Origin of the sequence: Leeuwenhoekiella marinoflava DSM 3653, assembly GCF_900129005.1 — a bacterium.
GTDB lineage: Bacteria > Bacteroidota > Bacteroidia > Flavobacteriales > Flavobacteriaceae > Leeuwenhoekiella > Leeuwenhoekiella marinoflava.
This window is the reverse complement of sequence record NZ_FQUN01000009.1, coordinates 75310-99706: the sequence shown is the minus strand read 5'-3', so window position 1 is coordinate 99706 and position 24397 is coordinate 75310. Positions and strand designations below refer to the sequence as shown.

Here is a 24397-nt window from a genome sequence, read left to right as displayed (position 1 = left end):
AAGAAGATTTTAATGAACGAAGCAGGTAAAAAAGTCGCATTTTATACGTTAGGTTGTAAACTCAATTTTTCTGAAACCGCAACCATTTCCAGAAGTTTTGAAAACGAAGGTTTTGATCGTGTTGATTTTACTGATGAAGCAGATATTTATGTGATTAATACGTGTAGTGTAACCGAAAATGCAGACAAGCGTTTTAAAACGATTGTAAAACAAGCTCAGAAAGTGAATCCAGATGCTTTTGTGGCTGCCGTTGGCTGCTATGCACAGTTGAAACCCGAAGAACTTGCTGATGTAGATGGTGTTGATCTTGTTTTGGGAGCTACTGAAAAATTTAAGATTACAGATTACCTCAATGATCTTTCTAAAAATGATATGGGAGAGGTGTATAGCTGTGAGATTGAAGATGCAGATTTTTATGTGGGATCCTATTCTATAGGGGATCGTACGCGTGCTTTCTTAAAGGTTCAGGATGGTTGTGATTATAAATGTACCTATTGTACAATACCGTTGGCTCGTGGGATTTCGCGTAGTGATACCTTAGAGAATGTTCTTAAAAACGCTAAAGAGATCTCTGAAAAAGGAATTCGTGAGATTGTGTTAACGGGAGTAAACATAGGAGATTATGGTAAGGGGGAGTTTGGTAATAAAAAACATGAACACACCTTTTTAGATCTTGTGAAAGCACTTGATCAGGTTGATGGTATTGAGCGTTTACGAATCTCTAGTATAGAGCCTAATCTTCTTAAAAATGAAACGATTCAAGTAGTCGCAGAATCGCGAGCATTTGTACCGCATTTTCACATTCCGCTGCAAAGTGGTAACAATGAGCTTTTAGGTAAAATGAGCCGTCGTTACAAGCGCGAACTTTATGTTGATCGGGTTCACGAAATTAAAAGACTCATGCCAGACGCGTGTATTGGAGTAGATGTGATTGTAGGTTTCCCGGGAGAGACCGATGAACATTTCTTAGATACCTATACCTTTTTAAATGAGCTTGATATCTCGTATTTACACGTTTTTACTTATTCTGAGCGTGACAATACCAAAGCTGCAGATATGGATGGGGTAGTGCCGCTTAAAGTGCGTAAAAAGAGAAGTAAGATGTTGCGAGGCCTTTCTGCGAAAAAGAGGAGAGCATTTTATGAATCTCAATTAGGAACTGATAGAACGGTTCTTTTTGAAGGCGAAAATAAAAAAGGATATATACATGGCTTTACTGAAAACTATGTGAAAGTAAAAGCACCTTGGGATCCTGCTTTGGTAAATACTACGCACCAAATAAATTTGACCGATATTGATGAAGACGGCTTAGTGCGATTTGAGTATTTGAAAGAAGCAGAAATCGCATAAAAAAACCTGCTATTTAAGCAGGTTCAATTTTTTAATGTAGTAAGCAGCTTTTAAATATTAATACCTACGGGTAATAAATTTTTGTACTTTCTACGGTTTGACCTCATGAATTTCGCAATTTCCGGACTTGTAGGAACCAGCCTGATGTTACGATCTTCAACTTCTTTGAATACAGCAACGATAAAGTCATTCATTCTGTCTTCAGTTCCTTCAGGCATATGAATCTTAGTTAAAAAGATTTTTCTATCCTGAAGTGAATATTCAATTTTAGCCAGCTTATCATCAAATGTGGTTTCAAATTGTCTTAAAAAATCGTTGTCTGTTAATTCAATTGCTGTCATTACATCCATATAAAATTGTTTTAAGAAAATAGTTTACTCGATAAAGGAGATATTCAATTTTTTGAATTAAATATATCCCGGCTTATGTTGCGTGTGTTTCTCAAATAGTTATTTAATTTTGCTAAAAAGTTTTTTAGTAAACATTAAAGATAATTGTAAGAAGATGCATCATATAATCGTAAATATACAAAAAAATAAGCAGTTTTTCGGGATTTAGACTGTTAAACCATTAATATAAAGGTCTATGATTCACGTATATTTAATGCCGGGTATGGCAGCGAATCCAAGTATTTTTGAACATATAAAACTTCCTAAAGAGAAGTTTACATTACATCCTCTTTCTTGGAAAATTCCTGAGCCAACTGAATCTCTTTCAGATTATGCAAAAAGGATGCTTAAAGAAGTAATCGAAAAAAATCCTGTACTTTTAGGAGTGAGCTTTGGTGGGGTTATTGTTCAAGAAATGGCAAAGCAAATTGAATTTAAAAAACTCATAATTGTAAGTAGTGTTAAGTCTAAGTCTGAATTGCCTAAACGAATGCGTTTTTGCGCTGCTTTAGGTTTATATCGTTTAGCTCCCGTAAGTCTGGCTCGGAATATTGATACCTTAGCTAATTATGCTGTAGGAGATAGATTGAAGCATAAGGTTGCGCTTTATCAGAAATATTTATCTATTACAGATCCTGTTTATTTAAGCTGGGCACTGGAACAGATGCTTTGTTGGGATCAGGTAACTTATGATGAAGAGTTGGTACACATTCATGGAACCAGTGATCCTGTTTTTCCGTATAGATATATAGATAATTGTATTCCTATCCCTGGTGGAACGCATGCAATGATCATCACAAAATGCAAGTGGTTTAACAAAAACCTACCTAAACTTATTGAGAATTAATTGGTAATTTGCTGCGAAGTTCAAAACTAATGCGCTATGATAAATTTTAAAAATGTACTTGCGGGTATTGGCCTTGTTGCTACGACTGCTGTTTGTGTGCAGGCTGTACAACAAGAAACATCTTCTGATCCCGAAATAAAGAAAAAAGAAAAGTTAGTAAACGATTATAATGTCTATGCGATCCCGTTACCAGAAACCTTAGATTTTGCAGGAGAATCTGTGCCATTAGATAATCCGGATATACGAGAGCGTATGGATAGAGAGTTGTTGGTTAACACGTACTGGCAGTCTAACGGTTTGTTATTAATCAAAAGAGCTGCAAAGTATTTTCCTATAATAGAACCTATTTTAAAAGAAGAAGGATTGCCTGATGATTTTAAATATTTAGCTGTTATTGAAAGTGGTTTGACCCAGGCTGTTTCGCCGGCTCGAGCAACCGGTTTTTGGCAAATATTAAACAGTACTGGTAAAGAGTTAGGTCTTGAAGTTAATGATAATGTAGATGAGCGCTATAATGTTGAACTTTCAACTCGCGCGGCATGTAGATACTTAAAGAAATCTAAGATGCGTTTAGGTAGTTGGACACTTGCGGCAGCTGGATATAATGCAGGAAATGCAGGAATGAGTAGGAGGTTGGATAGTCAGGATGTAAACGGCTATTATGATTTATTACTAGGAGAAGAAACCGGTCGTTATGTATTTAGAATACTTGCACTAAAGCAGATCCTTTCTGATCCTGAAACCTATGGTTTTAATTTTACTGAAGATGATTTGTATAAGGATGTAGCTTCTTACAGAGTAAAAGTGGATACTGCTGTAACAGACTTTGTGAAATTTGCTCAGAACTTCGGTATAAATTATAAGATTTTAAAATTGCATAACCCTTGGTTACGTGAAGATCATTTGAATAATGCATCACGAAAATTGTACTATATAGAGATTCCTAAAGAAGGAGTTTACAATGCTAATATTGGTCAATAAAATTTATTCAAATTTCAGGAATAAAAAATGGGAGTAATTTGCTCCCATTTTTTATGATTTAATCTAGCACATTAAAACGTTGCTAAAGACTCTGGTAGCTCGTGGATATTAATATTTAAATCAATATTAATGGCTGCTATTTGACGTGTTAAAAACGTGATATTTTGATTAAAAATCTGATTTTCACTAAGATTCATTTTATTGGCAGGTCTCCTGTTAATGTCAAGGATTTCACCATCTGCAGCGATAACAAAACTTAAAGACATGCCTAAAGCGTGTTTTAAAAGCTTCACTGTTTGCATATGACCGTTTTGTACTTCGTCAACATATACAATCTGTATGTTGGTATCAAATTGTTTTGCTAGTTTGCGAACAGTCTTTTTCTGATCCCAAAAAAGCACAACAAAATCAATCATATCGCCATATTTTTGAGCCATTTTGTTTAAAACAGGAATTTCTCCTTTGTTGGGGATACACCAAGAAGCATAGGTTGAAATAATGGTAGGCTTTTCTATTTCTTCTGTCGAAACGATTGAACTATTATAAGGCTCAAATTTTAAAGGATCAATAAAACTTCCTTGAAGATGATTTTTCACCAAAGAATCAAAAAGAGATTTGGCATAAGAAAATTCTCCACGAACTAGCGCTTCATCAACTTTAGTGTTGTAGCTGTCTAAATTGAGCGATAGTACTTCAGAGAAAAAACGTTTATTGCTTTCTTCTTGAGCAAAAAGACCAAAACTAATTAAAAAAAAGAATGGTAAAATCCTTGACATAAGTTTGATTTGGGGTTATTGACCAAAGTTACCTTATGCTACAAATTCAAAAAAAAGAAACCGTCAACGAGTGTTAAAAATCGGTTTAAATACTGATGAAATTATTTTTTTGGATATTGATTTTCAGACAATTATAAATAGGAGGTGCTAGTAAAAGATAAGATTATCTGCGTCCACCACGCCCATATTGTTGGCGAGGCATATTTGCAGCTTGCTTCATTTGCTTTTTCATCATTTTAATTTGCTCACCAAGCATATTGTTCTTGTCCAATTTTTTAGCTTCAGCAAGTAGTTTGTCAGCTTCTCTTCTGCGGTTTTTAGTCATTGCGATTCCGGCAAGATTAATTTTTGCCATCGCAAGATCTGCATCCATATTCAAACCTAACTCAACCGCTTTCTTAAAATACTTTTCAGATTGGATCATATTTGTTTGAGATAGCATCAAACCATTTAAGTAATTGTAATACCCGTTTTGTTTGCGTACCAGAGCACCCTCAGGGTTTTTGATTTTGTCTAACCACTTTTGAGCGCCAGTAAAATCTTGTTTTCTTAATCTAAGAAACGCGAGAATAAGAATTTCGTTCTTAAAATACAAGAGTACAAATATGGCTGCGAGTAAAATGAGCATAATACCATTACCTATAGATCTATCTACAATTTGCCAGATTGCAAGACCAAGAACAAGTGCAGCAAGTACTAATTTTATATTTTTGTTGAACATGAGAACGTGTGTTATATGAATTTAAAGACTCTAATTATAGAGTTGAAAATAGTTGTTTTTATGAGCGTGCAAATGTAATAAAAACAATCTAAAATATTTTACAGAATCTATTTGTTGATTTAGAAACTGTTTGTATATTTGCGCCCAGCTTTTGAGAAGGTAATTCTCAATTTAATAAACGAAAAGTAAAAGGAAGATTAAAGAAGATATAAAATGAGCAAAAGAACCTTTCAGCCTTCAAAAAGAAAAAGAAGAAATAAACATGGATTCCGCGAGCGTATGGCTAGCGCTAATGGTCGTAAAGTCCTTGCTCGTAGAAGAGCAAAGGGTAGAAAGAGATTATCTGTATCTTCAGAGCTAAGACATAAAAGATAAATGGTGATTTACCATTTTTAAAATATTAAGGTGTTACTTTTATAAGTAACACCTTTTTTTATAAATATTACAACCGAATTTTTAGATAATACTCCTAATCTCAGTATAATGCCAAAAAATAATAAACTTAAGTCTATTTTAATTATCGGTTCTGGTCCTATCGTTATAGGCCAGGCATGTGAATTTGATTACTCAGGGTCTCAGGCGCTTCGCTCGTTGCGTGAAGATGGTATAGAAACCATTCTGATCAACTCAAACCCTGCAACAATTATGACAGATCCTGTTATGGCAGATCATGTTTATTTGTTGCCTTTGACGACCAAATCACTCGTAAAAATATTAAAAGAACATCCTCAAATTGATGCTGTTTTACCTACAATGGGTGGACAAACAGCATTAAACTTGTGCATTGAAGCTGATGAAAAAGGTATTTGGAAAGATTTTGATGTTGAGATTATAGGTGTTGATATTGACGCGATCAACATTACGGAAGATCGTGAGAAATTCCGCGAATTGATGTTGAAAATAGGAATAGGAATGGCGCCTCAGGCTACCGCAACTTCTTTTCTTCAAGGTAAAGAAATCGCGCAGCAGTTTGGTTTTCCATTAGTTATTAGAGCTTCTTATACTTTAGGTGGAGCAGGAGCTTCTATTGTTTATAAGCCAGAAGATTTTGATAGACAATTGAGTCACGGTTTAGAGATATCACCTATACATGAGGTGATGATTGATAAAGCTTTGATGGGCTGGAAGGAGTATGAATTGGAGTTGTTACGTGATAAAAATGATAACGTAGTTATTATTTGTACCATCGAGAATATGGACCCTATGGGGATTCATACCGGTGATTCAATCACCGTTGCTCCGGCAATGACCTTGAGTGATACGACTTTTCAGAGAATGCGTGATATGGCCATACATATGATGCGCTCTATAGGGGATTTTGCAGGTGGATGTAACGTTCAGTTTGCAGTTAGTCCTGATGAGAAAGAAGATATTATAGCTATTGAAATCAACCCGCGTGTTTCTAGATCTTCGGCATTAGCTTCTAAAGCTACCGGTTATCCAATTGCAAAAATAGCTTCTAAGTTAGCTATAGGATATACCTTAGATGAGCTAGACAACCAGATTACAAAATCTACTTCAGCTTTATTTGAGCCAACATTAGATTATGTGATCGTTAAAATTCCACGTTGGAACTTTGATAAATTTGAAGGAAGCGACCGTACGCTTGGTTTACAGATGAAGTCTGTAGGTGAAGTGATGGGTATAGGTCGTTCTTTTCAGGAAGCTTTGCATAAAGCAACCCAGTCGCTTGAAATTAAACGTAACGGTTTAGGGGCAGACGGTAAAGGTTATACCAATTATGATACTATTATAGAAAAACTAACCAATGCAAGTTGGGATCGTGTTTTTACAATATATGATGCGATACAAATGGGAATCCCATTGAGTCGTATTCACGATATAACTAAGATAGATATGTGGTTCCTCAAGCAGTTTGAGGAATTAGATGCTCTTGAGAAGGAGATTTCAAATTTCAAAATAGACACACTTTCAAGAGATCTGTTATTAGAAGCTAAACAAAAAGGTTTTGCAGATCGTCAGATTGCACATATGCTTGATTGTTTAGAAAGTGATGTTTACAATAAAAGAGATGAGCTTAGGGTAAATCGTGTTTACAAACTGGTAGATACGTGTGCGGCAGAGTTTGTGGCACAAACACCTTATTTCTATTCTACTTTTGAAAGTGATATGCAGCTGGCAAACGGAGAACGTTTTGCTCAGAATGAAAGTAAAGTAAGCGATAAGAAAAAAGTAATTGTTTTAGGTTCTGGACCTAACCGAATTGGTCAGGGAATTGAATTTGATTACTGTTGTGTACACGGTGTTTTGGCTGCTGCGGAATGTGGTTATGAGACCATAATGATCAACTGTAATCCTGAAACAGTATCTACTGACTTTGATACGGCAGATAAACTTTATTTTGAGCCGGTATTCTGGGAGCATATTTACGATATCATTCGTCACGAAAAACCTGAGGGTGTGATCGTTCAGTTAGGTGGGCAGACTGCTTTAAAGTTAGCTGAGAAATTAGACAGATACGGAGTTAAAATCATCGGTACCAGTTATAAAGCGCTAGATTTAGCTGAAGATCGCGGTAGTTTCTCAAGATTGCTTCAAGAGAATAATATTCCTTATCCTGAGTTTGATGTTGCAGAAACTGCTGAAGAAGCTTTAGCTGTAGCAGATCGTTTGGATTTCCCAATTCTTGTAAGACCATCTTATGTATTAGGAGGTCAGGGAATGAAGATTGTGATCAACAAAGACGAATTAGAAGAGACTGTAGTTGATCTTTTACGTAAAATTCCTAATAATAAATTACTTCTTGATCATTATTTAGATGGAGCAATAGAAGCCGAAGCAGATGCAATTTGTGATGGTGAAAATGTTTATATCATCGGTATTATGGAGCATATAGAGCCTTGTGGTATTCACTCGGGTGATTCTAATGCAACGTTGCCTCCTTTTAATTTGGGAGACCTTGTGCTTCAGCAAATAAAAGATCATACACATAAAATTGCTTTAGCCCTTAATACGGTAGGTCTGATTAATATTCAGTTTGCTATTAAAGATGATAAAGTTTATATCATTGAAGCGAACCCTAGAGCTTCTCGTACAGTACCATTTATTGCAAAAGCATACGGAGAACCTTATGTTAACTATGCAACTAAGGTAATGTTAGGAGAGAAAAAGGTAACTGACTTTGACTTTAAGCCGAAATTAGATGGTTATGCTATCAAGCAACCGGTTTTCTCTTTCAATAAGTTCCCGAATGTAAATAAAGCTTTAGGTCCTGAAATGAAAAGTACAGGTGAAAGTATCTTATTTATAGATAGTTTGAAGGATGATGCGTTTTATGAGCTTTACGCTAGAAGAAAAATGTATTTAAGTAAATAATTTTTGCAACATAACGCTGTGGACAACGTCTTTAGGTAGCGTATAGTATAATTATGACAAAATTTTAGCATTTTTAAGTTGTAGTTATTTTATCTTTACATAAAGACTTTAAACACAGTGATATGGCATGAAATTTACTTGGCTTTATATTTTTATATTCGTATTAGGAGCATCTATTAGCGCTCAGGAGACACACGTAATCAAGTGGGCCTCTGGTGCTGACGACCTCCAAGCTCCACTACAGGTTCAAGTAGGGGATAAAGTCCAGTGGGTTTTTGGAGAGTCTACTCCTCAGAATTTAATTGGTAACTCTCTGGGAGAATCTTCAGATTTTGGAATTCAGCAAGTGTTGGCTAAAGGTTCTATTTATGAATATGTTTTTGCAAAGAGAGGTATTTATACGTTTCAGAGTGCTGTAAACAAAGATTTAAAAGGAACCATTCGTGTAACCGAATCAAAATCGACTTTATCTCAGACTAAAGATGGTTTTAAAATATATCCTAATCCTGTAAAAGACAGAATCTTTTTTAAGAACCCTAAAGCTTCAAAAGGCGTAGAAATTACATTTTATGATGTTTTAGGTAAACTCGTAAAACGGAATTCTATCGATTCTAATATGCTACAAAGTGGTATGGATGTAAGTAGGCTTAAACGTGGAGTTTATTTGGTTCAGATAGATAACGGTGAACGCTCATTTACTCAGAAACTGATTAAAGATTAAAATTACACACGACTTATAATAAAAGCCCTTCTGGATTTCAGAAGGGCTTTTTGGTTTTATCCTAATAAATTGTATGCTTCGGGTTTTGGTTCATCCTGATCAAAATCAATGAAAAAGTAGTGTACTTTATCCTTTTTATCAAAAGTTCCATTTTTATCTATGTCCTCAAGAGTCCTGTAATATAACTGATTTTGAAACTTAATAATTTTCCAGTCAATTAATTCGTGAAGTTCAGGGGGTATTTTAGTAAACCTATAGCCATCAATTTTACTGAGATAGAGAGTTTGTAGATCATTTGAATCCAATTTATTATCAGCATTTGTATTCCGGTCATAAATACTATAAATCAAATATTATTTTTTATTCATATTAAATATTTATCTAAGGAAACTTATCGTGTTTATACGAAGATTAAGATTTGTAAGTTGGTTAATTGTATCTGACTTCAGTTTTTGAAACTTCACATTATGAATATTATCCGATAGTTCAGAGCGGTACTAATTTATTACTGAAAAATTAGTATCACCTGTAGAACTACTACAGCTACTGTACATTTTTCCATAACAGAGGTTCTCGGGTTCTTCAATGACGTAAATCAAACATTCTGTGCTGTCTATTTCTATTGGGGGTTCTTCAAGAATTACAGTTGATGCGGCACGTTCTATTTCAGGCCTATTTTTCAGATTATAATAGTTCACAGCTGTTTTCGGTTCTTCAATACAACCAGCTATCATAATCAGGCTAAGGATTAGCATACATTTAGACATGGGCTCAAAATTTTTAATTAAAAGAGGTAAGCGCCTGTTCAAAGCTTTAGGGGATAATAAAGATGAACAGTTTGTTTTAAAAAAGGATTTTCGGTTTAAATTAGTTAGTCTTTGGACGAAAAATACTTTTTTTAGGATGCACGTATTCAGACACTAGCTAAACAAGTATGTTTTACTAGTGCTAAGCATTAGCAGCCACTTCCATAAGCAAGGCGCAAAGATAGGCTGCTGCAGTACCCGTGACATATCCAAAAACCGCCAGAAGTATGCCTATCGAGGTTAGCGAGGGATGAAATTCTGTTGCTATCACAGGAACTGAGTCAGCCCCGCCCGCTTTTGCCTGACTCCCCACTGCGAGAAAGAAGTAAGGTGCTTTTGATGAGTTTGGCCATGTCAATGAGCAAACCTGCGTGAATGCTGATCCAGATTAAACTAATGGCAATCAGTCCCGGGTTTTCAAGGAATTTTGTCAAATCCATTTGCATACCTATGGTCGCTACGCGGATGTAAATAAAGAGACCGCCTACTTTACTGGCGCCGGCCCCTTTATAATTTTTCGCTTTGGTAAACGAAAGCATAATCCCGAAAGCGGTAGCAAAAACTACCATCCATAAAAAGTCTGTACTCAGCGAAGACAGGATTTTTTCTTTGTTGCGAACTACTTCAAAATTGTTTTCTAAAAAGCAAGCGAAGTGTGTACCCAGAAAATACGCCAGACCTTTTTGCTTTTCCCTACGCCGGTGTGAGCCGAAACAGGTTCAAAGGAACGCTCTCAATTCTTTTCAGAATACCCCTAAAGCGAAACTCAAGGTACAAATTAGGAACCGAATCGCTTTAAATACAGCCGGTTTTATATTGAAACAAATTTCAAACCGTTTTTAAACGAGACCCGGATTCTAGCAGTAAGCTGTCACTTCTTTAGAGTATAGTACATACTTCTCTGGTGAATGCTATACTTTAGGATTGCGTACAGATACTCTCGGATGAATCCACACTGAGTCCACAATGAGTCCACACTGCAACCACACTTTGCCACACTTTCTGTGGGTGAATATGGATTGATTATGGGGGCATTGAAGTTTCACCTGGAAGTTAATGAGCACCCTTTATGCTAATACTATACTCAGGGAAAGGCTTAACCGGGAATAGTGGCGAAAATATCTTAGAAAGATGAATGGGAGGCATGCTATACATCGGGCATGATGCAATCCGAAGTTTTCGTTGGGGAGTCTCTTCAAAATACGGCGGCCCATCAGAACTTGTACTACCGAAAATAGGCTAAAGCAACCCGAGTTTTCCAGAGGCCCTAACGTCTGTTAGGGGGCAGTCAATCTATGCCAAAAAAAAGCGCTTAGCCTTAAAGTTAGCCTAACTGGAAAAGTCTTGTACCATTTGAGAATGCCTGCGGTTTAAAGAATCCCGAAGTTTTTCAATATATGCTTTGCGTTGTGCTAATTCGCTTATTTGCGCCTCAAAAGCTTTGGTGTTACTCAGCTTTGGAAGGCTCAGTTTGTTTTTAGCAATGGAGTTTGAAATCAAAATGTTGAAGTAGTTGTAGATCAAAATAAGCTTTTGGAAACCATTCGTGTTAATGGTTTTAAAACCCAGCTTTTTTGCTGTACGCGCGTTGATGATATAGCTGGTACCCTGCACCCGAAGTTGCGGCTGATCTTTATGGGCTTCTATCAGGGCCAGTAGCCCGTTTAAGTATTCGTACATGATATAAGCGGTGCGTTCGCGTCCATTCAGCGTTCTGTCGATCGCAAAATAATAGTCAAACAAGCTGCCTCCGTGAATTTTAATAAGGCCGTTTTTGGGTTTTTCGGTGATAAAAAGGGGAGCGTAGTAAATCATTTTTCCGTTTTTTTTAAGGGAAGGCACATCAAAAAACGGAGCAACCAGAGACAGGATGATAGCAAAGCCAAGGATCGCGATAAAATAGATCCCGGTATAGATAGACAAGGCTATCATTATAATCAGGACTGCAAAAGCAAGTAGCCCCAGAGCGAGCAGGAATCTGTTTTGCGCTTTGGGAGTCCGGGTGTAGAATTTATGATTTTTAAGGAAGGGTTCAACCTTCGGATTAGAATTCAAAAGGAAGGATTTTAAATTTTATTAAAATACACGGTTTGGCTTAAAAAGTAGAATATTTAAAAAGAAATAGGAGGTTTTGTAAATTTAGGTTCTTAAAATTTTTGTTTGGTTTCTTAGGTTTTTTAGATAGCACTATATCTTTTATTCTTGAAGTTTAACCTCAATTTCTTTAATACCCTCTTCGGGTGGACCAAATCTTAACCGGGCAACCGCACCTTTCATAAATTTCGATTTTTCCAAGGTCGGTTTTACAGCTTTAAAAAGGGTTTCCGCATTTGCACTGTACATATAAAGAAAACCATCACTTAAATCCATAGCTATTTCGTGCCCGTCATATTCTCCAACGCCTTCTCTTCTAATTTGCTTTTCCAATTCACTTTCTAACTCATGTAATGGATCAAGTGAATCCATTTTATAACGAAAATGTACAATTACTGCATGTTCCAGTTCTTGTTGTTTGGAGTAGGTTTTGTTTTTTCCAAAGACAAAGAGTTTTCAAAGAGTCCCACGTTGTCTTAGTTTATTTGTGGCTAAAAATTTCTTAAGGTTGCATTCTCGTAACTATAAAAACAGGTTTTTCAAATCTTTTACTAAATTCCGTAAATACACTAAAAAGGAGGCAGTTAGCCTTTTTTGATTAATACTTCAACTGTACCTTATGCGAGTTTTTAAGAATTTCGAGATCTTCGTTGTTGATCTCGTGTTTGGCAGAGGACTCCTTTCTGTGTTTTTTCTTTAGTTCCTGGCGGTTGAGGCTTTTTAAAAAGCGGCGCATCTGTTTTTCGTTTTGCAAAATAAGACCGGGCACCGGTACCGATTCGCCGTTTTTATCTTTGGCCACCATTGTGAAATAACTAGAGTTACAGTGTTTTATAATTCCACTATGAATGTCTTCAGATTCAACCCGAATACCCACAACCATAGAAGTTCTGCCTACGAAATTCACTGAAGCTTTCATTTCTACGAGTTCGCCCACCTCAATAGGTCTTAAAAAATCTACGGTATCAACCGAAGCCGTCACGCAGTAATTGCTAGAATGTTTAGAAGCGCAGGCAAAGGCGATCTGGTCCATCAGGGAGAGGATGTAGCCGCCGTGTATTTTTCCGCTAAAATTGGTGTGTGAAGGCAGCATCAGTTCGCTGATGGTTACCTGTGATTGTTCAATGGTTTTAAATGAATCCAAAGGTTTTGGTTTTAAAGATTAGATTACAATCGGCATTCAAAAGCCGCGAAGTGTTAATGTATCGCGTTACTCGCGGTTAAAATGCGGGGATTGTTCTTTGCTGATGTCGGTGATAAAATACTTGGTGTCACCCCAAAAGAAAAAGGTTGCATAGCGCTCTTCATACGTGAGTTTTACATAACTGCCCTGATATTCTTTAAGCTTATCAATGACGTCCTGCTTGCTGCCCATCACCGAAAAGTCAAAGATCTGCGCACCGCTGATTCCCTGACTGATCTGACCTTCCCAGGTTTTGACCAGCACCCCCTTTTTACTGAATTTAATGAGTTCACCGGCTCGTGTACCCTCACTGTAAGGCACAAAATAGACAAAGGCATAGAAGAGCACCGCAAAGGTGAGAATTCCGGTTAAGACAAAGGCTAAGAGTTTTTTCATATTAAATATATTCTAGTTCCAAATTTAGTCATTAGCTGCATCAATATGATCTTCTTCTATAGCACTATTCAATAATTTTTGATCAATATCTTTACTGGTTTTGGCCCCAAGCTTTTTTAAACGTTCTACACGGTTGATCAGATTGCCTTTACCGGTTAGCTTAGTCATCGTACGTTCGTAAGTGTTTTGCACAGTTCCCAACTGTATACCTACTTTTAATAGTTCGTCTGTTAACAGCGTAAACGAGTCGTAAAGTCTACCGGCCTGAGTTGCAATTTCTATAGCATTTTTCTTTTGACGATCGTTTTGCCAAAGATTTTCTACCAGTTTCAACGCAGCAAGCAGGGTAGAAGGCGTTACGATAATCACATTTTTACTGAAGGCCTCTTCATAAAGTTGTGGTGCATTTGCAGAGGCAATAGCAAAAGCAGGTTCAATAGGAATAAACATAAAAACAGTATCCGGACTTTCTTCTAAAAGAGCCTGATAGTTTTTTGTGCTCAGGGTATTAATATGATTTTTTACAGATAGGATATGTTGCTTGAGAAATGTGTTTTTTAAATCTTCTTCGGTTTCAGAAACGTAGCGTTCAAAAGCTGTAAGTGAGACTTTACTATCTATAATCATTTTTTTTCCGTCAGGAAGATGAATCAATACATCAGTCTGAAAGCGTTTTCCGGTTTCATCGGTATGGCTGTCTTGTAATGTGTATTCTCGATCTTTCTCAAGTCCAGATTTTTCAAGAACTCGGGTAAGGATTAATTCACCCCAGTTTCCTTGCATTTTGGTATCACCTTTTAAAGCTTTGGTGAGATTATCTGCATTTTTACTCATTTGTAAATTGAGTTCTGCCAGACCTTTTATTTGCTGTCTGAGTTCCCCGTGTCGGCCTAAGCTTTCTTTATTAGTGTCTTCAACCTTCTTCTCAAAACTGTTGATTTTGTCTTGTAAAGGTTTTAAAATAGTGTCTAGATTTTCTTTATTCTGAAGGGTGAATTTTGAAGATTTCTCATCTAAAATTTTACTGGCTATAATTTCAAAATCTTTGGTGAATTTTTCCTGAAGCTTTTCCAACTCAGCGGACTTTTCTGTAACGCGATGTTCTAAATTTTCAAAAGCAACATTACGGCTGGTTAGTTCATTTTGAAAAAATTCCTTATCATCCTGCAATTGATCTTGCTTTTTAAGCAATTCTATTTTTTCTTTATTGAAATCTTCCAGTTGTTGCTCTTTCTGTTGAAGACGCTCTTGCAAGCGAGCAGTTTCAGATTTTCTTTTAAGACTGGTAATCAGTTGTCCTAAGAAAAAACCTAAAACAAGGCATACTACAACACAACTTATAAGGATTAAATTTTCATTCATGCAACTGCGATTTATTCAAAGATAGGGATAAGGCTTTGGTATTACCGAATAAAAAACCGTTGGTTTTCTTTGTTGAACCCAATGATATTAGCAGGAAATAAATGTTCAAAAACACCAGATTCAATCAAGTTTTTTGGTGTGTCTTGTGTTGCTTTTCCGTTGTTAATCACCAGCATTTCATCAGAGATTTCTAAAACCAATTCGATATCGTGTGACGTGCTTAAGATGATTTTTTGTTGCTCGTGAGCGATTGTTTTCAGCAATGAAAAAATTGAAGCTTTGTGGTGTAGATCCAAATGTGTTGTAGGTTCATCAAGCAGGATAACTTCGGTGTTTTGAGCTAATGCACGAGCAATTAGCGCTCTCTGAAATTGCCCGTCACTCAGTGCATGACACGCCGTATTTTTGAAAGCTTCTAATTCTGTTGCTGCAATAGCATTTAAAATATGAACTTTATCTTTTTCTGAAAGTTTGCCTAACCAATTGGTGTAGGGTTGTCTTCCTAGTGCCACTAACTCTAGAACAGTCAGATTTTTTGAAATATATTGTCCGGTTAAGACTACGCTCAATTGTTTGGCTTTTTTTTCAGGATCAAGTGTTTCGATAGGCAAATTTTGAAGTAAAACTTCTCCGAACATAGGATTTTGAAGTCCGGCTAAAGTACGCAATAGAGTAGATTTACCAGAGCCATTGATGCCCACCATCGTTGTAAATGTTCCTTTTTTAAGGGAAAGATTTACATTTTCAACAATGATCGTTTTTTCTTTTCCGTTTTTATAACCAACGGAAAGTTGTGAACTGCTCAGCGATATATTTTGAAGATCTGACATTGCTTAAAATAAGAGTTTTTTCTTCCTAATTAAAAGCCAGATCACAATTGGCGCTCCTATAATAGAAGTAATTGCGTTAATAGGTAGTGTAAATTGAAATAAAGGCATTTGTGCCAGGGTATCGCAAAAAAGCATCAATACAGCGCCTCCCAAAACACAAGCCGGCATCAACGTCCAGTGATTAGAAGCTGTAAACCATTGTCTAATTAAATGCGGAACCGCAAGTCCCACAAAAGCTATGGGACCCACAAAAGCCGTGAGACTTCCTGCGAGAATACTGGTAGCAATCAAAATGATAAACCTGCTTTTTTGCAACGAAACACCAAGCGTTTGTGCATAGTGATCTCCTAGCAATAAACTGTTGAGACTTTTTGTGACTGAAAAAGCTAAAATTATTCCTATAAAGTAGCAAAGCGAAAGAATTCCTAAAGCCTCCCAAGAGATGTCTCCCAAACTTCCGAAAGACCAAAACATATACCGTTGTAATTCTTCAGCCGGACTAAAATAGGCGAGTATGCTTACCACTGCAGCAGTAAGACTGCCAAACATTAAACCGATAATCAATAAGGCCATCGCATCGCGTACTCGGGAGGCTACTAATAAAACAATACTGAGAACTGCAAAACTTCCTAAACTGGCAGCAAGAATCGTTCCCCAACCGTTAGGTGCTACAAAAGCTGATAAGCCCAGAGCGCTTCCGCCTAGAATAAAAAAAGCAACACCCAAACTAGCACCACTGCTAATGCCTAAAACAAAGGGTCCCGCCAGCGGATTTTTGAACAATGTTTGCATCATTAAACCGGCAACAGCCAGACCGCTACCGGTCATAATAGCCGCTAAAGCTTTTGGAATTCGATAATCGAGAATGATGTATTCCCATGCTTTTTTTACAGTATCGTCTCCAAGAATAATTTGAATAATAGCCTTTATTGGAATCAACACAGAACCCAAAGCAATATTGACTAAGAACAGTAGAATCAATAGTGTTCCCAGAATTACAAATTGAATGCTATGTTTGCCGGTGTTATTCAAGTGGTGTGAAAAAGTGAGGGGCTTTGTCGCTGTTAAGCTTCGGGTGAAAAATAGTTACCAAATCTTCCAAAACCCAGTCTGGTCGAGAAGGTGCTAACTCATAATAGAGCATTCCGCCGGTTTCTCCTTTTGCAGCAGCAAAGCTGTAAATAGCTCTATTTTTAAAAGCAGCAAACTGTGTATACGCATCATTTGTTTCTTCTAAAGATTGGTAGCTTTCAAACGCGTTTGGAGCAATCCAAAATTCGGCATTTTGTGCCTTATCCAGAACACTTTCAATACTTAAAGAAAGGCTTCCGGTTCCTTTAGTGTCTTTGTACAAATACTCAGCATTTGCATCAGCTACCAGTTGTGCGGCCCAGCTTTCCCCTTTAGGTAAATACCAAACATCTTTAAACATAGCACCACTTAAAACTGTAGGTTTTTCCTCCGCTTTAAGCGCTTCTTTTTTTAAGGAATTATAGTTGTCTTTTATAGCGTTAAAAATAGAATCAGCTAGTTTTTCTTTATCATAAAGTGCAGCAAAAAACTTAATCCATTCTGCTTGACCAAGAGGAGAAGTTTCCGTCCAATCACCGTTATACAATATTGGAATATTTGCACGTTGCAACGAGTTTAAGCTTTTGTTTTCACCTTCAACGCCAAAGCTAACTACAACATCAGGATTCAAGTCTATTGTACGTTCGGTGTTTATAGACTCATTTTGCCCTAATTCTTCAATCTTTTCGGCATTGATGAGCGCTCTTGTTTTGGGCGAAGAAATGTAATCAAGATTAGGGAAACCTTTTAAAGTTTTCTCAACACCAAGCAGTTCTAAGGCAGGAATATGTGTTGTTGAAGTAACTACGATTGAAGTAATGGGGATTGTTATTGTAGCGTCTGCTTCAATGCTATCTGGTAAGTTTTGCCCTTCTTTGAGTAATGCATACCTGAAGGTTTTTGTACTTCCCGGCCAGGCTTGAGAGACACTCAATATTTTATACGCGTCATAGCCTATAATGTCAAATCCTGTAGCAAATTCGACTTGTGATTTGCTCGTTTGTTCAGTGTCTAAAGCTTCAGTTTTTGATTCATTTTTACACGAATTAAAGACTAAAAAAGAGATGAGAAATACAGTAGTAAAAAGGTTTTTTATCAAAATCGTTTGATTTAGGGTTTAGGCAGCAATTAAAATTCAAAAGTAAGATTAATTAAAAAAAGTAAGGTAGACTAAGTGATTTGATTAACTTAGCGCTTTAATTTTGGTGGTTATTTTCTACTAAAGAAAATACCTTAAAAGGGAATCAGGTGCTTATTTTTTTTAATATTCCTGAGCTGTTCCCGCAACTGTAAGCTTTGTTCGGTTAACCGAACGGTGAAAATCGCTCTTACACCACTGTCATTACGATGGGAAGGTTGATTTTTATACGCGAGCCAGGAGACCTGCCAGAAGTAACTATAAACTGAAGACTTTCGGGGTAAAGGTCAAAGGGCTTATGAACTTTAGATTTAACTGCATTTTTGTAGGGATTCTGTTGTGTGCAGGGTTTCTTTATTCGCAAGAGCGTACAGTCACGCCTCTGGATTCTGTGTATTTAACAGATTCTAAATTAAAAGAATATTCTACCGGTCGCGATGTCTTGACGCTTTCTGATTCGATTTTGCGCCAAAACAGAGCTTTATTGACCAATACACTCAATTTTAATACGCCCATATATTTTAAAGAAAATGGCTTGGGGATGGTCTCATCACCATCATTTAGGGGAACAACTGCATCGCAAACCGCTGTGTTGTGGAATGGGATCAATATCAATTCTCAGTTTAACGGTCAGTTAGATTTTAATACGATAAACACCGGTGCTTATAGTGAAATATCCGTGCGTGGCGGTGGCGGAAGTGTGGTTTATGGTACGGGTGCAATAGGCGGTAGCGTGCATTTAAATACGACGTTAAGCTTTGAAAAATTACAGGAACATAATCTCTTTCTTCAATATGGTAGCTATAATACTCGTGATGCTCGATACCATTTTAAATTGGGTACAGACCAATGGAGTTTAAATCTGGCATTGTCCCGAAACAGCAGTAACAATGATTATGAGTATCCAAATGGAGGTGAGAATTTAAATGGTCAATTTGAGAATACGGCTTTAAATGTAGGTCTGGGATTTAAGATTAATAACAAGAATTCCATCAGAATTTTTAGCGAACTCTTTGACGGGGAGCGCCATTTTTCATTAATAAGAGCTTCAGAAACAGCCACTAAATATCAAGACTTAAACAGTAAGAATCTGCTGGAGTGGGAAAGTCGATTTGGAGATTTTACTTCGATTACCCGTGTGGCTTATCTTGATGAATATTATAAGTACTTCGGAAATCTTAATTATGATTCGTTCACCTTTGGAAGGGCTAAAACATTTATCGCAAAATATGATTTGAGTTATTCAGTTGCAGATAATGTAACACTGAATACCGTTTTGACTAATACCAACACGACTGGCGAAGGTTCCAGTTTGGGAGAAAACGACCGGAATATTTTTGCAGCTGCTCTTTTAATGAAACATCAGTTGGGTTCAGACTTTAAATACGAATTGGGGTTTAGAAAAGAAGCTACAGCCAATTATGAAAGTCCGTTTTTGTTTTCTGTAGGAGCAACAAAAGACTTTAGCGAGTTTTTCAGTTTAAATGTTAATGCTTCCCGAAACTTTAGAATTCCCACCTACAACGATCTGTACTGGTCATCTGCCGGAAATCCCGATTTACTTCCGGAGAAATCTTTACAAGGCCAGTTAAGTGCTGTGTTTAATTACAATTCGTTGCGTTTAACTATCACAGCATATTACAATTCGGTTACAGATATGATCAGATGGTTGCCCGGAAGCGATGGAGTTTGGCGACCGGTTAATGAAGATGAAGTGCAAATTTATGGTTTAGAATCGGGTTTAAACTGGTCTAAGACTTTTAAAAATAAACACCGATTTTCTTTAAATGCGACCTATGCGTATACGATTTCAGAGAATGAAGAGACGGGTTATCAACTCATTTATGTCCCATTTCACAAAGCAACTGCTGGTTTGAATTATAATTATAAGCGACTGCATACTAACCTTCAATTTTTATATGTAGGAGCGGTATTTACGCGCAGTGATAACAACAGCCGTTATAATCTGGATGCCTATACTGTGGGTAATTTTAGTCTGGGATATCGCCTAGGTAAATCAGAACAATTTGAACTGGGTGGGCGAATCAATAACTTTTTGGACGCCGAATACCAAAGTGTTGAAAACCGCTGGATGCCCGGTCGCAACTATACCATGTATTTAAATTTTAAACTATAAATAATCAAAAATGAAAATTAATAAACTTAGTCTATTAGCGCTTTTAGGCGTATTTATTTTAAACTCATGTTCTAACGACGATGACAATCTAGAACCACTTCCTGAAGGTGATTACACCGATGGTTTTTTTGTTACTAATGAAGGAATGTTTGACGGAAGAGGAACAGTTTCTTTTATAAGTGACGACTTACAAACGTCGGATATTGATGTGTATTCAACAGTTAATCCTTCTAAAAGTGATTTGGGGCAGTTTGTCCAATCAATATTTTTTGACGAAGACAATGCTTATGTAATTTCTAATGGATCAAATTATATAACTGTTGTAGATCGCTATACTTTTGAATATATAGGAGTGATTGATTCAGAACTTTCAATTCCAAGATATGGTGAGGTTGTAAATGGAAAAGCTTATGTGACCAATCAGGGAGATTTTTCTACAGGAGCAGATGATTATGTTGCTGTGATAGATTTAGAAACCCTAAAAGTAGAAAATACGTTAATAATAGGTAATAAAATTGATAAGTTAGAGGAGGAAGATGGTCTGCTTTACATTCAAGGAAGTGCCTTTAATGATGGTAATAGTATAAATGTTTTAGATCCAACTTCAAATACTATTACAACTACGTTCACAACTGAAGGATCTCTTAACTCATTTGATATTGAAGATGGTTTTATTTATGCTTTAACGAGAAAGGACGTTGAAAGTACAGATCCTCTGGAGAAAGTAGCTTATTTAGAAAAAATAGATCTTGCTACGGGAAATAAATCTAATCAGATTGTTTTTTCACAAGCAACCAGTGTTGCAAAGAACTTAACAATAGAAGATGATACAATTTATTATATGATTGGTACTTCTGTATATAAAATAGCTTTAAGCACAAGTGAGGAGCCATCACAAGCTTTACTTACTTTTAGCGGTAATTCTGCTTACGGATTTGATGTTGAAGATGATCGCATATTTATTGCTCAAGGGACTTTTGATTCAGATAGTTTTGTTGAAATCTACTCTCTAGATGGAAGTCTATTGAAGAATATTACTGTAGGCATAGGTCCCAACGGTTTCTACTTCAACTAAAAATAGCACACCTAATAAAGCATAAAAAAATCCGCTGATAACTCAGCGGATTTTTCAGTTATAAGAATAAATTTCTATTTCTTGATTTGAGGAAGCCTGTTATCATACATTCTTTGGTAAGTAGGTTTGTCCATTCCTGTTTCACCATATAATTCAAATGTCATCGGACTTAATGCATTGCGTTTCATTTGAAACCTTTTGCCTGTAATTTGTTGCAATGCTAAATTTAAAAGAGGTTCACCAGGGTCACCAAGGGTACCGTAGTTTCTTAAGTCTTCAGCCAGTTCAAAATCTGGTTCGATACCTGTAGGAGGTCCTACCACTCCCTTAGCATTTGAATAGGTGTAAACCAAAGGTTGAATTGCATAGGTATGATCTGGGTTTACGTTTTCTTTAAAGAAATTATCTCCATCATATAAAGTTGCAGACGCTTGAAATTTACCAACTGTTGTAGTTCCAATAGTTGTAACTTCAATGTAAGGTCGTAAACCAATTATTGTTAACTCACTTGCTGATGCCGTACTTCCTGTACCTATTACATAGAGACGATTTAGATTTAAGCTGTTTATCGCTTCTTGTTGATCAGTTCCTGTATAAATAGTAGAATTGAAACGATCTTCTAAATCTTCGTTTCGTTCTTCAAAAATTTCTTGTAAATCATCATTCCACTGTTGTTTAGTAATAACATCTCCTTCAAACTGACCGGTAATCATAGAAGCCAAATCAATAGCACTTGCAACAGAACCACCACCATTATAGCGTAAGTCAAGGACTAAGTCAGTTACACCATCTGCCTTAAAATCAGCAAAAGCTGCGTTGAGTTCATCATCAAAATTTCTTACAAATGAGTTGTATAATAAATAGCCTATTTTTTGACCATCTATATCTAATGTCTTAGCTAAACCTACTGGATTTTCAGTAAGTTCGATTTTATTAACTGAAACCTCAGTATCAGATTCTACAAGAACACCAGTATTATTATAATTACCCAAAGTTAATGTGTATGAATCAAGGCTTAATAATTCTTGAGCTCTTGAACTTAGACGATCTCCGGTTACGGTTAAACGTTCTCCATTAATTTGAGTAACAACTTGACTACGGGTTAAACCTGCCTCGCTTGCTGGTGAATTAGGAACAACATATCTGATAACAGCAGCTGCATAAACAGGTCCACTGGATTCCAATTGATAACCAGCATATACAAAATCTAAACCATCACTCATACTCACTCCTGAAAAACTGTTTTCAAGTTCCACATAATTGTCTGTTATAAAACTAAAACGATCTTGGTTTGATAATAATTCGTCATAAAAAAAGTTTTCTGGATCAGGATTTTGAGATAAATACGTGACATAGGTGTTCAAATCTGTAAAGCTGTTATCGGCCAGCTCCGGGATATCACCTTTATACAGGTAATACAAATTCATAGCCTGATATATAAAATCCTGTACAGGATAGTCGGCACGATCTAAAGGTGGGGTTTCTGTTGTGGGTTCTTCGGTTTCCTCAATAACTTCCTGAGCCACGTCATCATCGCTGGAGCAAGACGCGAAAAGTAAAAAGTTAAAGAGAACAACCAGCAAATAGTTTTTCATAGTAATAAGGGGATAAAGGTTTTATTATTTAAAAATAAGGAATCAGCTTTCATTATAGATTAGGAAACGGAAACTCTTCAATATACATACGTTGATAAAACGGACTTTGGTTTTGACGTTCTCCTATAATTTCAAAAGGAGTAACCGCACGCTTTCGGGCGGCTGTGCTTCTTCTCAGGATTTGGTCAAGCGCGAGACTTAGCAAAGGTTCGTCAGGATCTCCCAGCGTCCCTAAATTGGATATGTTTTCCGCAAGTTCAAAATCAGGTGAGATTCCTGCCGGAGGTCCTATCAGATCAGCTGCATTAGAATAGGTGTAAACTAAAGGTTGAATGGCGTATCTGTGGCTCAGATTTAAGCTTTCATCATTTTTGCCAAATGAATCAGAATCATATAAAGTTATCGAGGCTTGAAACTTACCGACAGTTGTAGTCCCTATGGTTTGAACATCTATGTACGGGTCAAGACCGATGATTGTGAGCTCGCTGGCAGAAGCTGTGCTACCGGTTCCTATAACATATAATCGATTTAGATTGAGGCTGTTTATGGCATTACCGTTTGAGATAGAGCTGTCAAAACGATCAATAAGTGATTCTGGATCTTCAGCTTCAAAAGCGGCTTGTATTTCCGGATTCCATTGTTGTTGTGTTACAATTTGTCCATCAAATTGGCCGGTGATCATTGATGTAAGATCTATTGCCGTCTCTACAGAGCCTCCACCATTATATCTCAAATCCAGTACCAGATCTTCTATACCATCAGTTTGAAATTGAGCAAAAGCTGCATTGAGCTCTTGATCAAAATTTCTTCGGTATGCGTTATACATTAAATACCCTATCTTTTTTCCTTCAATATCAAGTGTTTTAGCAATAAAAACTGGGTTTTCGGTATATTCTTCCTGAATTAAAGCATAACTGGTTCCGCTAGGTTGAAAATCGTCATTAGCATCAAAAATTCCGGTTTGAATGGTAAAAGAGTCTGATGCCAAAAGCTCGCGAGAACGTGCGCTTAGCGAATAGCTTCCGTTTGCATTTGTTGTTGTTGTTAAGCGCTCACCGTTAATAGTATTAAAAAGCATGCCTCTTAGAACGCCACTTTCTGAAGCAGACGTATTGGGCAAAACATAACGTACAAAGGCGAAGGCAAAGTTTGGATCGCCGGGATCTAGTGCAACCCCATAGTCTATACCGCTGGTTTTACTGATTCCTGCAAAGCTGTTTTCTAAATCTAGATAATCGTCAGTTATAAAACTAAACCGATCTACATCGGCCACTAACCCGTTATAAAACAACGATTCAGGTGATTCAAAACCATTTAGAAAAGTATTAAACTCTGTTTGTGTTTCAAAAAAAGCGTTAGCAAGTTCAGGTATTTGTGGCTTATAGAGGTAATACAGCTGCATCCCGGAATAGATGAAATTTTTGATTTCTAATTCAGATAACGGCCGTATCTCATCATCTCGATCTGTAGCGCAAGAATTCAGTAAGAATAACGCACAGAGCGTCATTAGAATTGGGGTAATTTTTTTCATTAAAGCAATTTATTTATCAACTCTAAATTTAAGGGTTATATTGTATTTGTGGTTTTTA

23 protein-coding genes, 1 pseudogene and 2 riboswitches are annotated in these 24397 nt (G+C 36.6%); of the genes and pseudogenes, 8 read left to right on the top strand and 16 right to left on the bottom strand.

Going from position 1 to position 24397, the window contains the following annotated elements:
* Positions 1-12: 12 nt before the first annotated feature.
* Entirely contained in the window at positions 13-1350 is a 1338-nt protein-coding gene (gene mtaB, locus BUB91_RS09075; RefSeq protein ID WP_073098923.1) for a tRNA (N(6)-L-threonylcarbamoyladenosine(37)-C(2))-methylthiotransferase MtaB, read from the top strand.
* Positions 1351-1400: 50 nt separating this feature from the next.
* On the opposite strand, the gene BUB91_RS09070 is transcribed toward mtaB, so the two are convergent.
* Entirely contained in the window at positions 1401-1700 is a 300-nt protein-coding gene (locus tag BUB91_RS09070; RefSeq protein ID WP_083557892.1) for an N-acetyltransferase, read from the bottom strand.
* A 235-nt stretch (positions 1701-1935) separates the two neighbouring features.
* Here BUB91_RS09070 and BUB91_RS09065 point away from each other — a divergent pair, with 235 nt between their 5' ends.
* Both BUB91_RS09065 and BUB91_RS09060 read left to right on the top strand, forming a co-directional pair.
* Positions 1936-2586 (top strand): alpha/beta fold hydrolase, encoded by a 651-nt coding sequence (locus BUB91_RS09065; RefSeq protein WP_073098922.1) that lies wholly within the window; start codon positions 1936-1938, stop codon positions 2584-2586.
* A gap of 36 nt (positions 2587-2622) precedes the next feature.
* A complete protein-coding gene (locus tag BUB91_RS09060) occupies positions 2623-3567 on the top strand; it encodes a lytic transglycosylase domain-containing protein (RefSeq protein ID WP_073098921.1) in 945 nt (314 codons plus the stop codon).
* Between the two features lie 71 nt (positions 3568-3638).
* Here the strand turns inward: BUB91_RS09060 and BUB91_RS09055 are convergent, their stop codons facing one another.
* Positions 3639-4343, bottom strand: a complete 705-nt coding sequence (locus BUB91_RS09055) for a TlpA family protein disulfide reductase (protein WP_073098920.1) — start codon at positions 4341-4343, stop codon at positions 3639-3641.
* A 163-nt stretch (positions 4344-4506) separates the two neighbouring features.
* A complete protein-coding gene (locus tag BUB91_RS09050) occupies positions 4507-5064 on the bottom strand; it encodes a hypothetical protein (protein ID WP_073098919.1) in 558 nt (185 codons plus the stop codon).
* Between the two features lie 213 nt (positions 5065-5277).
* Between BUB91_RS09050 and rpmH the strand changes: the two genes are divergently transcribed.
* The 3 genes from rpmH to BUB91_RS09035 all read left to right on the top strand — a co-directional run bounded on the left by rpmH (position 5278) and on the right by BUB91_RS09035 (position 9121).
* Positions 5278-5439 (top strand): 50S ribosomal protein L34, encoded by a 162-nt coding sequence (rpmH, locus tag BUB91_RS09045; RefSeq protein WP_073098918.1) that lies wholly within the window; start codon positions 5278-5280, stop codon positions 5437-5439.
* A gap of 108 nt (positions 5440-5547) precedes the next feature.
* A complete protein-coding gene (gene carB, locus BUB91_RS09040) occupies positions 5548-8400 on the top strand; it encodes a carbamoyl-phosphate synthase large subunit (RefSeq protein ID WP_073098917.1) in 2853 nt (950 codons plus the stop codon).
* A gap of 127 nt (positions 8401-8527) precedes the next feature.
* A complete protein-coding gene (locus BUB91_RS09035) occupies positions 8528-9121 on the top strand; it encodes a T9SS type A sorting domain-containing protein (protein ID WP_073098916.1) in 594 nt (197 codons plus the stop codon).
* Positions 9122-9177: 56 nt separating this feature from the next.
* Here the strand turns inward: BUB91_RS09035 and BUB91_RS09030 are convergent, their stop codons facing one another.
* From BUB91_RS09030 to BUB91_RS08980, 11 genes and pseudogenes are all read right to left on the bottom strand, one after another.
* Positions 9178-9471 (bottom strand): hypothetical protein, encoded by a 294-nt coding sequence (locus BUB91_RS09030; protein WP_073098915.1) that lies wholly within the window; start codon positions 9469-9471, stop codon positions 9178-9180.
* A gap of 147 nt (positions 9472-9618) precedes the next feature.
* A complete protein-coding gene (locus BUB91_RS09025; protein ID WP_073098914.1) occupies positions 9619-9888 on the bottom strand; it encodes a hypothetical protein in 270 nt (89 codons plus the stop codon).
* Positions 9889-10069: 181 nt separating this feature from the next.
* A pseudogene (locus BUB91_RS09020) lies at positions 10070-10607 on the bottom strand (DUF819 family protein); the annotation flags it as partial.
* Positions 10601-10693: riboswitch (TPP riboswitch) on the bottom strand. It overlaps the preceding pseudogene by 7 nt.
* A 563-nt stretch (positions 10694-11256) precedes the next feature.
* Complete coding sequence (locus BUB91_RS09015) at positions 11257-11982, bottom strand: hypothetical protein (RefSeq protein WP_073098913.1); 726 nt, start codon at positions 11980-11982, stop codon at positions 11257-11259.
* Positions 11983-12123: 141 nt separating this feature from the next.
* A complete protein-coding gene (locus tag BUB91_RS09010) occupies positions 12124-12393 on the bottom strand; it encodes a hypothetical protein (protein WP_073098912.1) in 270 nt (89 codons plus the stop codon).
* 226 nt (positions 12394-12619) lie between these two features.
* Entirely contained in the window at positions 12620-13114 is a 495-nt protein-coding gene (locus BUB91_RS09005; protein WP_073099045.1) for an acyl-CoA thioesterase, read from the bottom strand.
* 117 nt (positions 13115-13231) lie between these two features.
* On the bottom strand, positions 13232-13600 hold the full coding sequence (locus BUB91_RS09000) for a 6-phosphogluconate dehydrogenase (protein ID WP_073098911.1): 369 nt from the start codon (positions 13598-13600) through the stop codon (positions 13232-13234).
* Between the two features lie 24 nt (positions 13601-13624).
* Positions 13625-14962: a DNA recombination protein RmuC gene (rmuC, locus tag BUB91_RS08995; protein WP_073098910.1), complete on the bottom strand. Its 1338-nt coding sequence runs from the start codon at positions 14960-14962 to the stop codon at positions 13625-13627.
* A gap of 41 nt (positions 14963-15003) precedes the next feature.
* A complete protein-coding gene (locus BUB91_RS08990; RefSeq protein ID WP_073098909.1) occupies positions 15004-15792 on the bottom strand; it encodes an ABC transporter ATP-binding protein in 789 nt (262 codons plus the stop codon).
* 3 nt (positions 15793-15795) lie between these two features.
* Positions 15796-16824, bottom strand: coding sequence for an iron ABC transporter permease (locus BUB91_RS08985; protein WP_073098908.1), 1029 nt, complete (start codon positions 16822-16824; stop codon positions 15796-15798).
* Complete coding sequence (locus BUB91_RS08980) at positions 16817-17962, bottom strand: ABC transporter substrate-binding protein (protein ID WP_317041336.1); 1146 nt, start codon at positions 17960-17962, stop codon at positions 16817-16819. The genes BUB91_RS08985 and BUB91_RS08980 overlap by 8 nt, the downstream gene beginning before the upstream one ends.
* 87 nt (positions 17963-18049) lie before the next feature.
* Positions 18050-18268: riboswitch (cobalamin riboswitch) on the top strand.
* Positions 18269-18299: 31 nt separating this feature from the next.
* Here BUB91_RS08980 and BUB91_RS08975 point away from each other — a divergent pair.
* Together BUB91_RS08975 and BUB91_RS08970 are read left to right on the top strand one after the other, a co-directional pair.
* Positions 18300-20138, top strand: a complete 1839-nt coding sequence (locus BUB91_RS08975) for a TonB-dependent receptor plug domain-containing protein (protein WP_073098907.1) — start codon at positions 18300-18302, stop codon at positions 20136-20138.
* A gap of 10 nt (positions 20139-20148) precedes the next feature.
* Positions 20149-21213 (top strand): DUF5074 domain-containing protein, encoded by a 1065-nt coding sequence (locus BUB91_RS08970; RefSeq protein WP_073098906.1) that lies wholly within the window; start codon positions 20149-20151, stop codon positions 21211-21213.
* Between the two features lie 74 nt (positions 21214-21287).
* On the opposite strand, the gene BUB91_RS08965 is transcribed toward BUB91_RS08970, so the two are convergent.
* Together BUB91_RS08965 and BUB91_RS08960 are read right to left on the bottom strand one after the other, a co-directional pair.
* Positions 21288-22808: a S41 family peptidase gene (locus tag BUB91_RS08965; protein WP_073098905.1), complete on the bottom strand. Its 1521-nt coding sequence runs from the start codon at positions 22806-22808 to the stop codon at positions 21288-21290.
* A gap of 52 nt (positions 22809-22860) precedes the next feature.
* The gene (locus BUB91_RS08960) at positions 22861-24339 is read right to left on the bottom strand and encodes a S41 family peptidase (protein ID WP_073098904.1); all 1479 of its coding nucleotides are present in this window, start codon (positions 24337-24339) and stop codon (positions 22861-22863) included.
* Between the last annotated feature and the right edge of the window lie 58 nt (positions 24340-24397).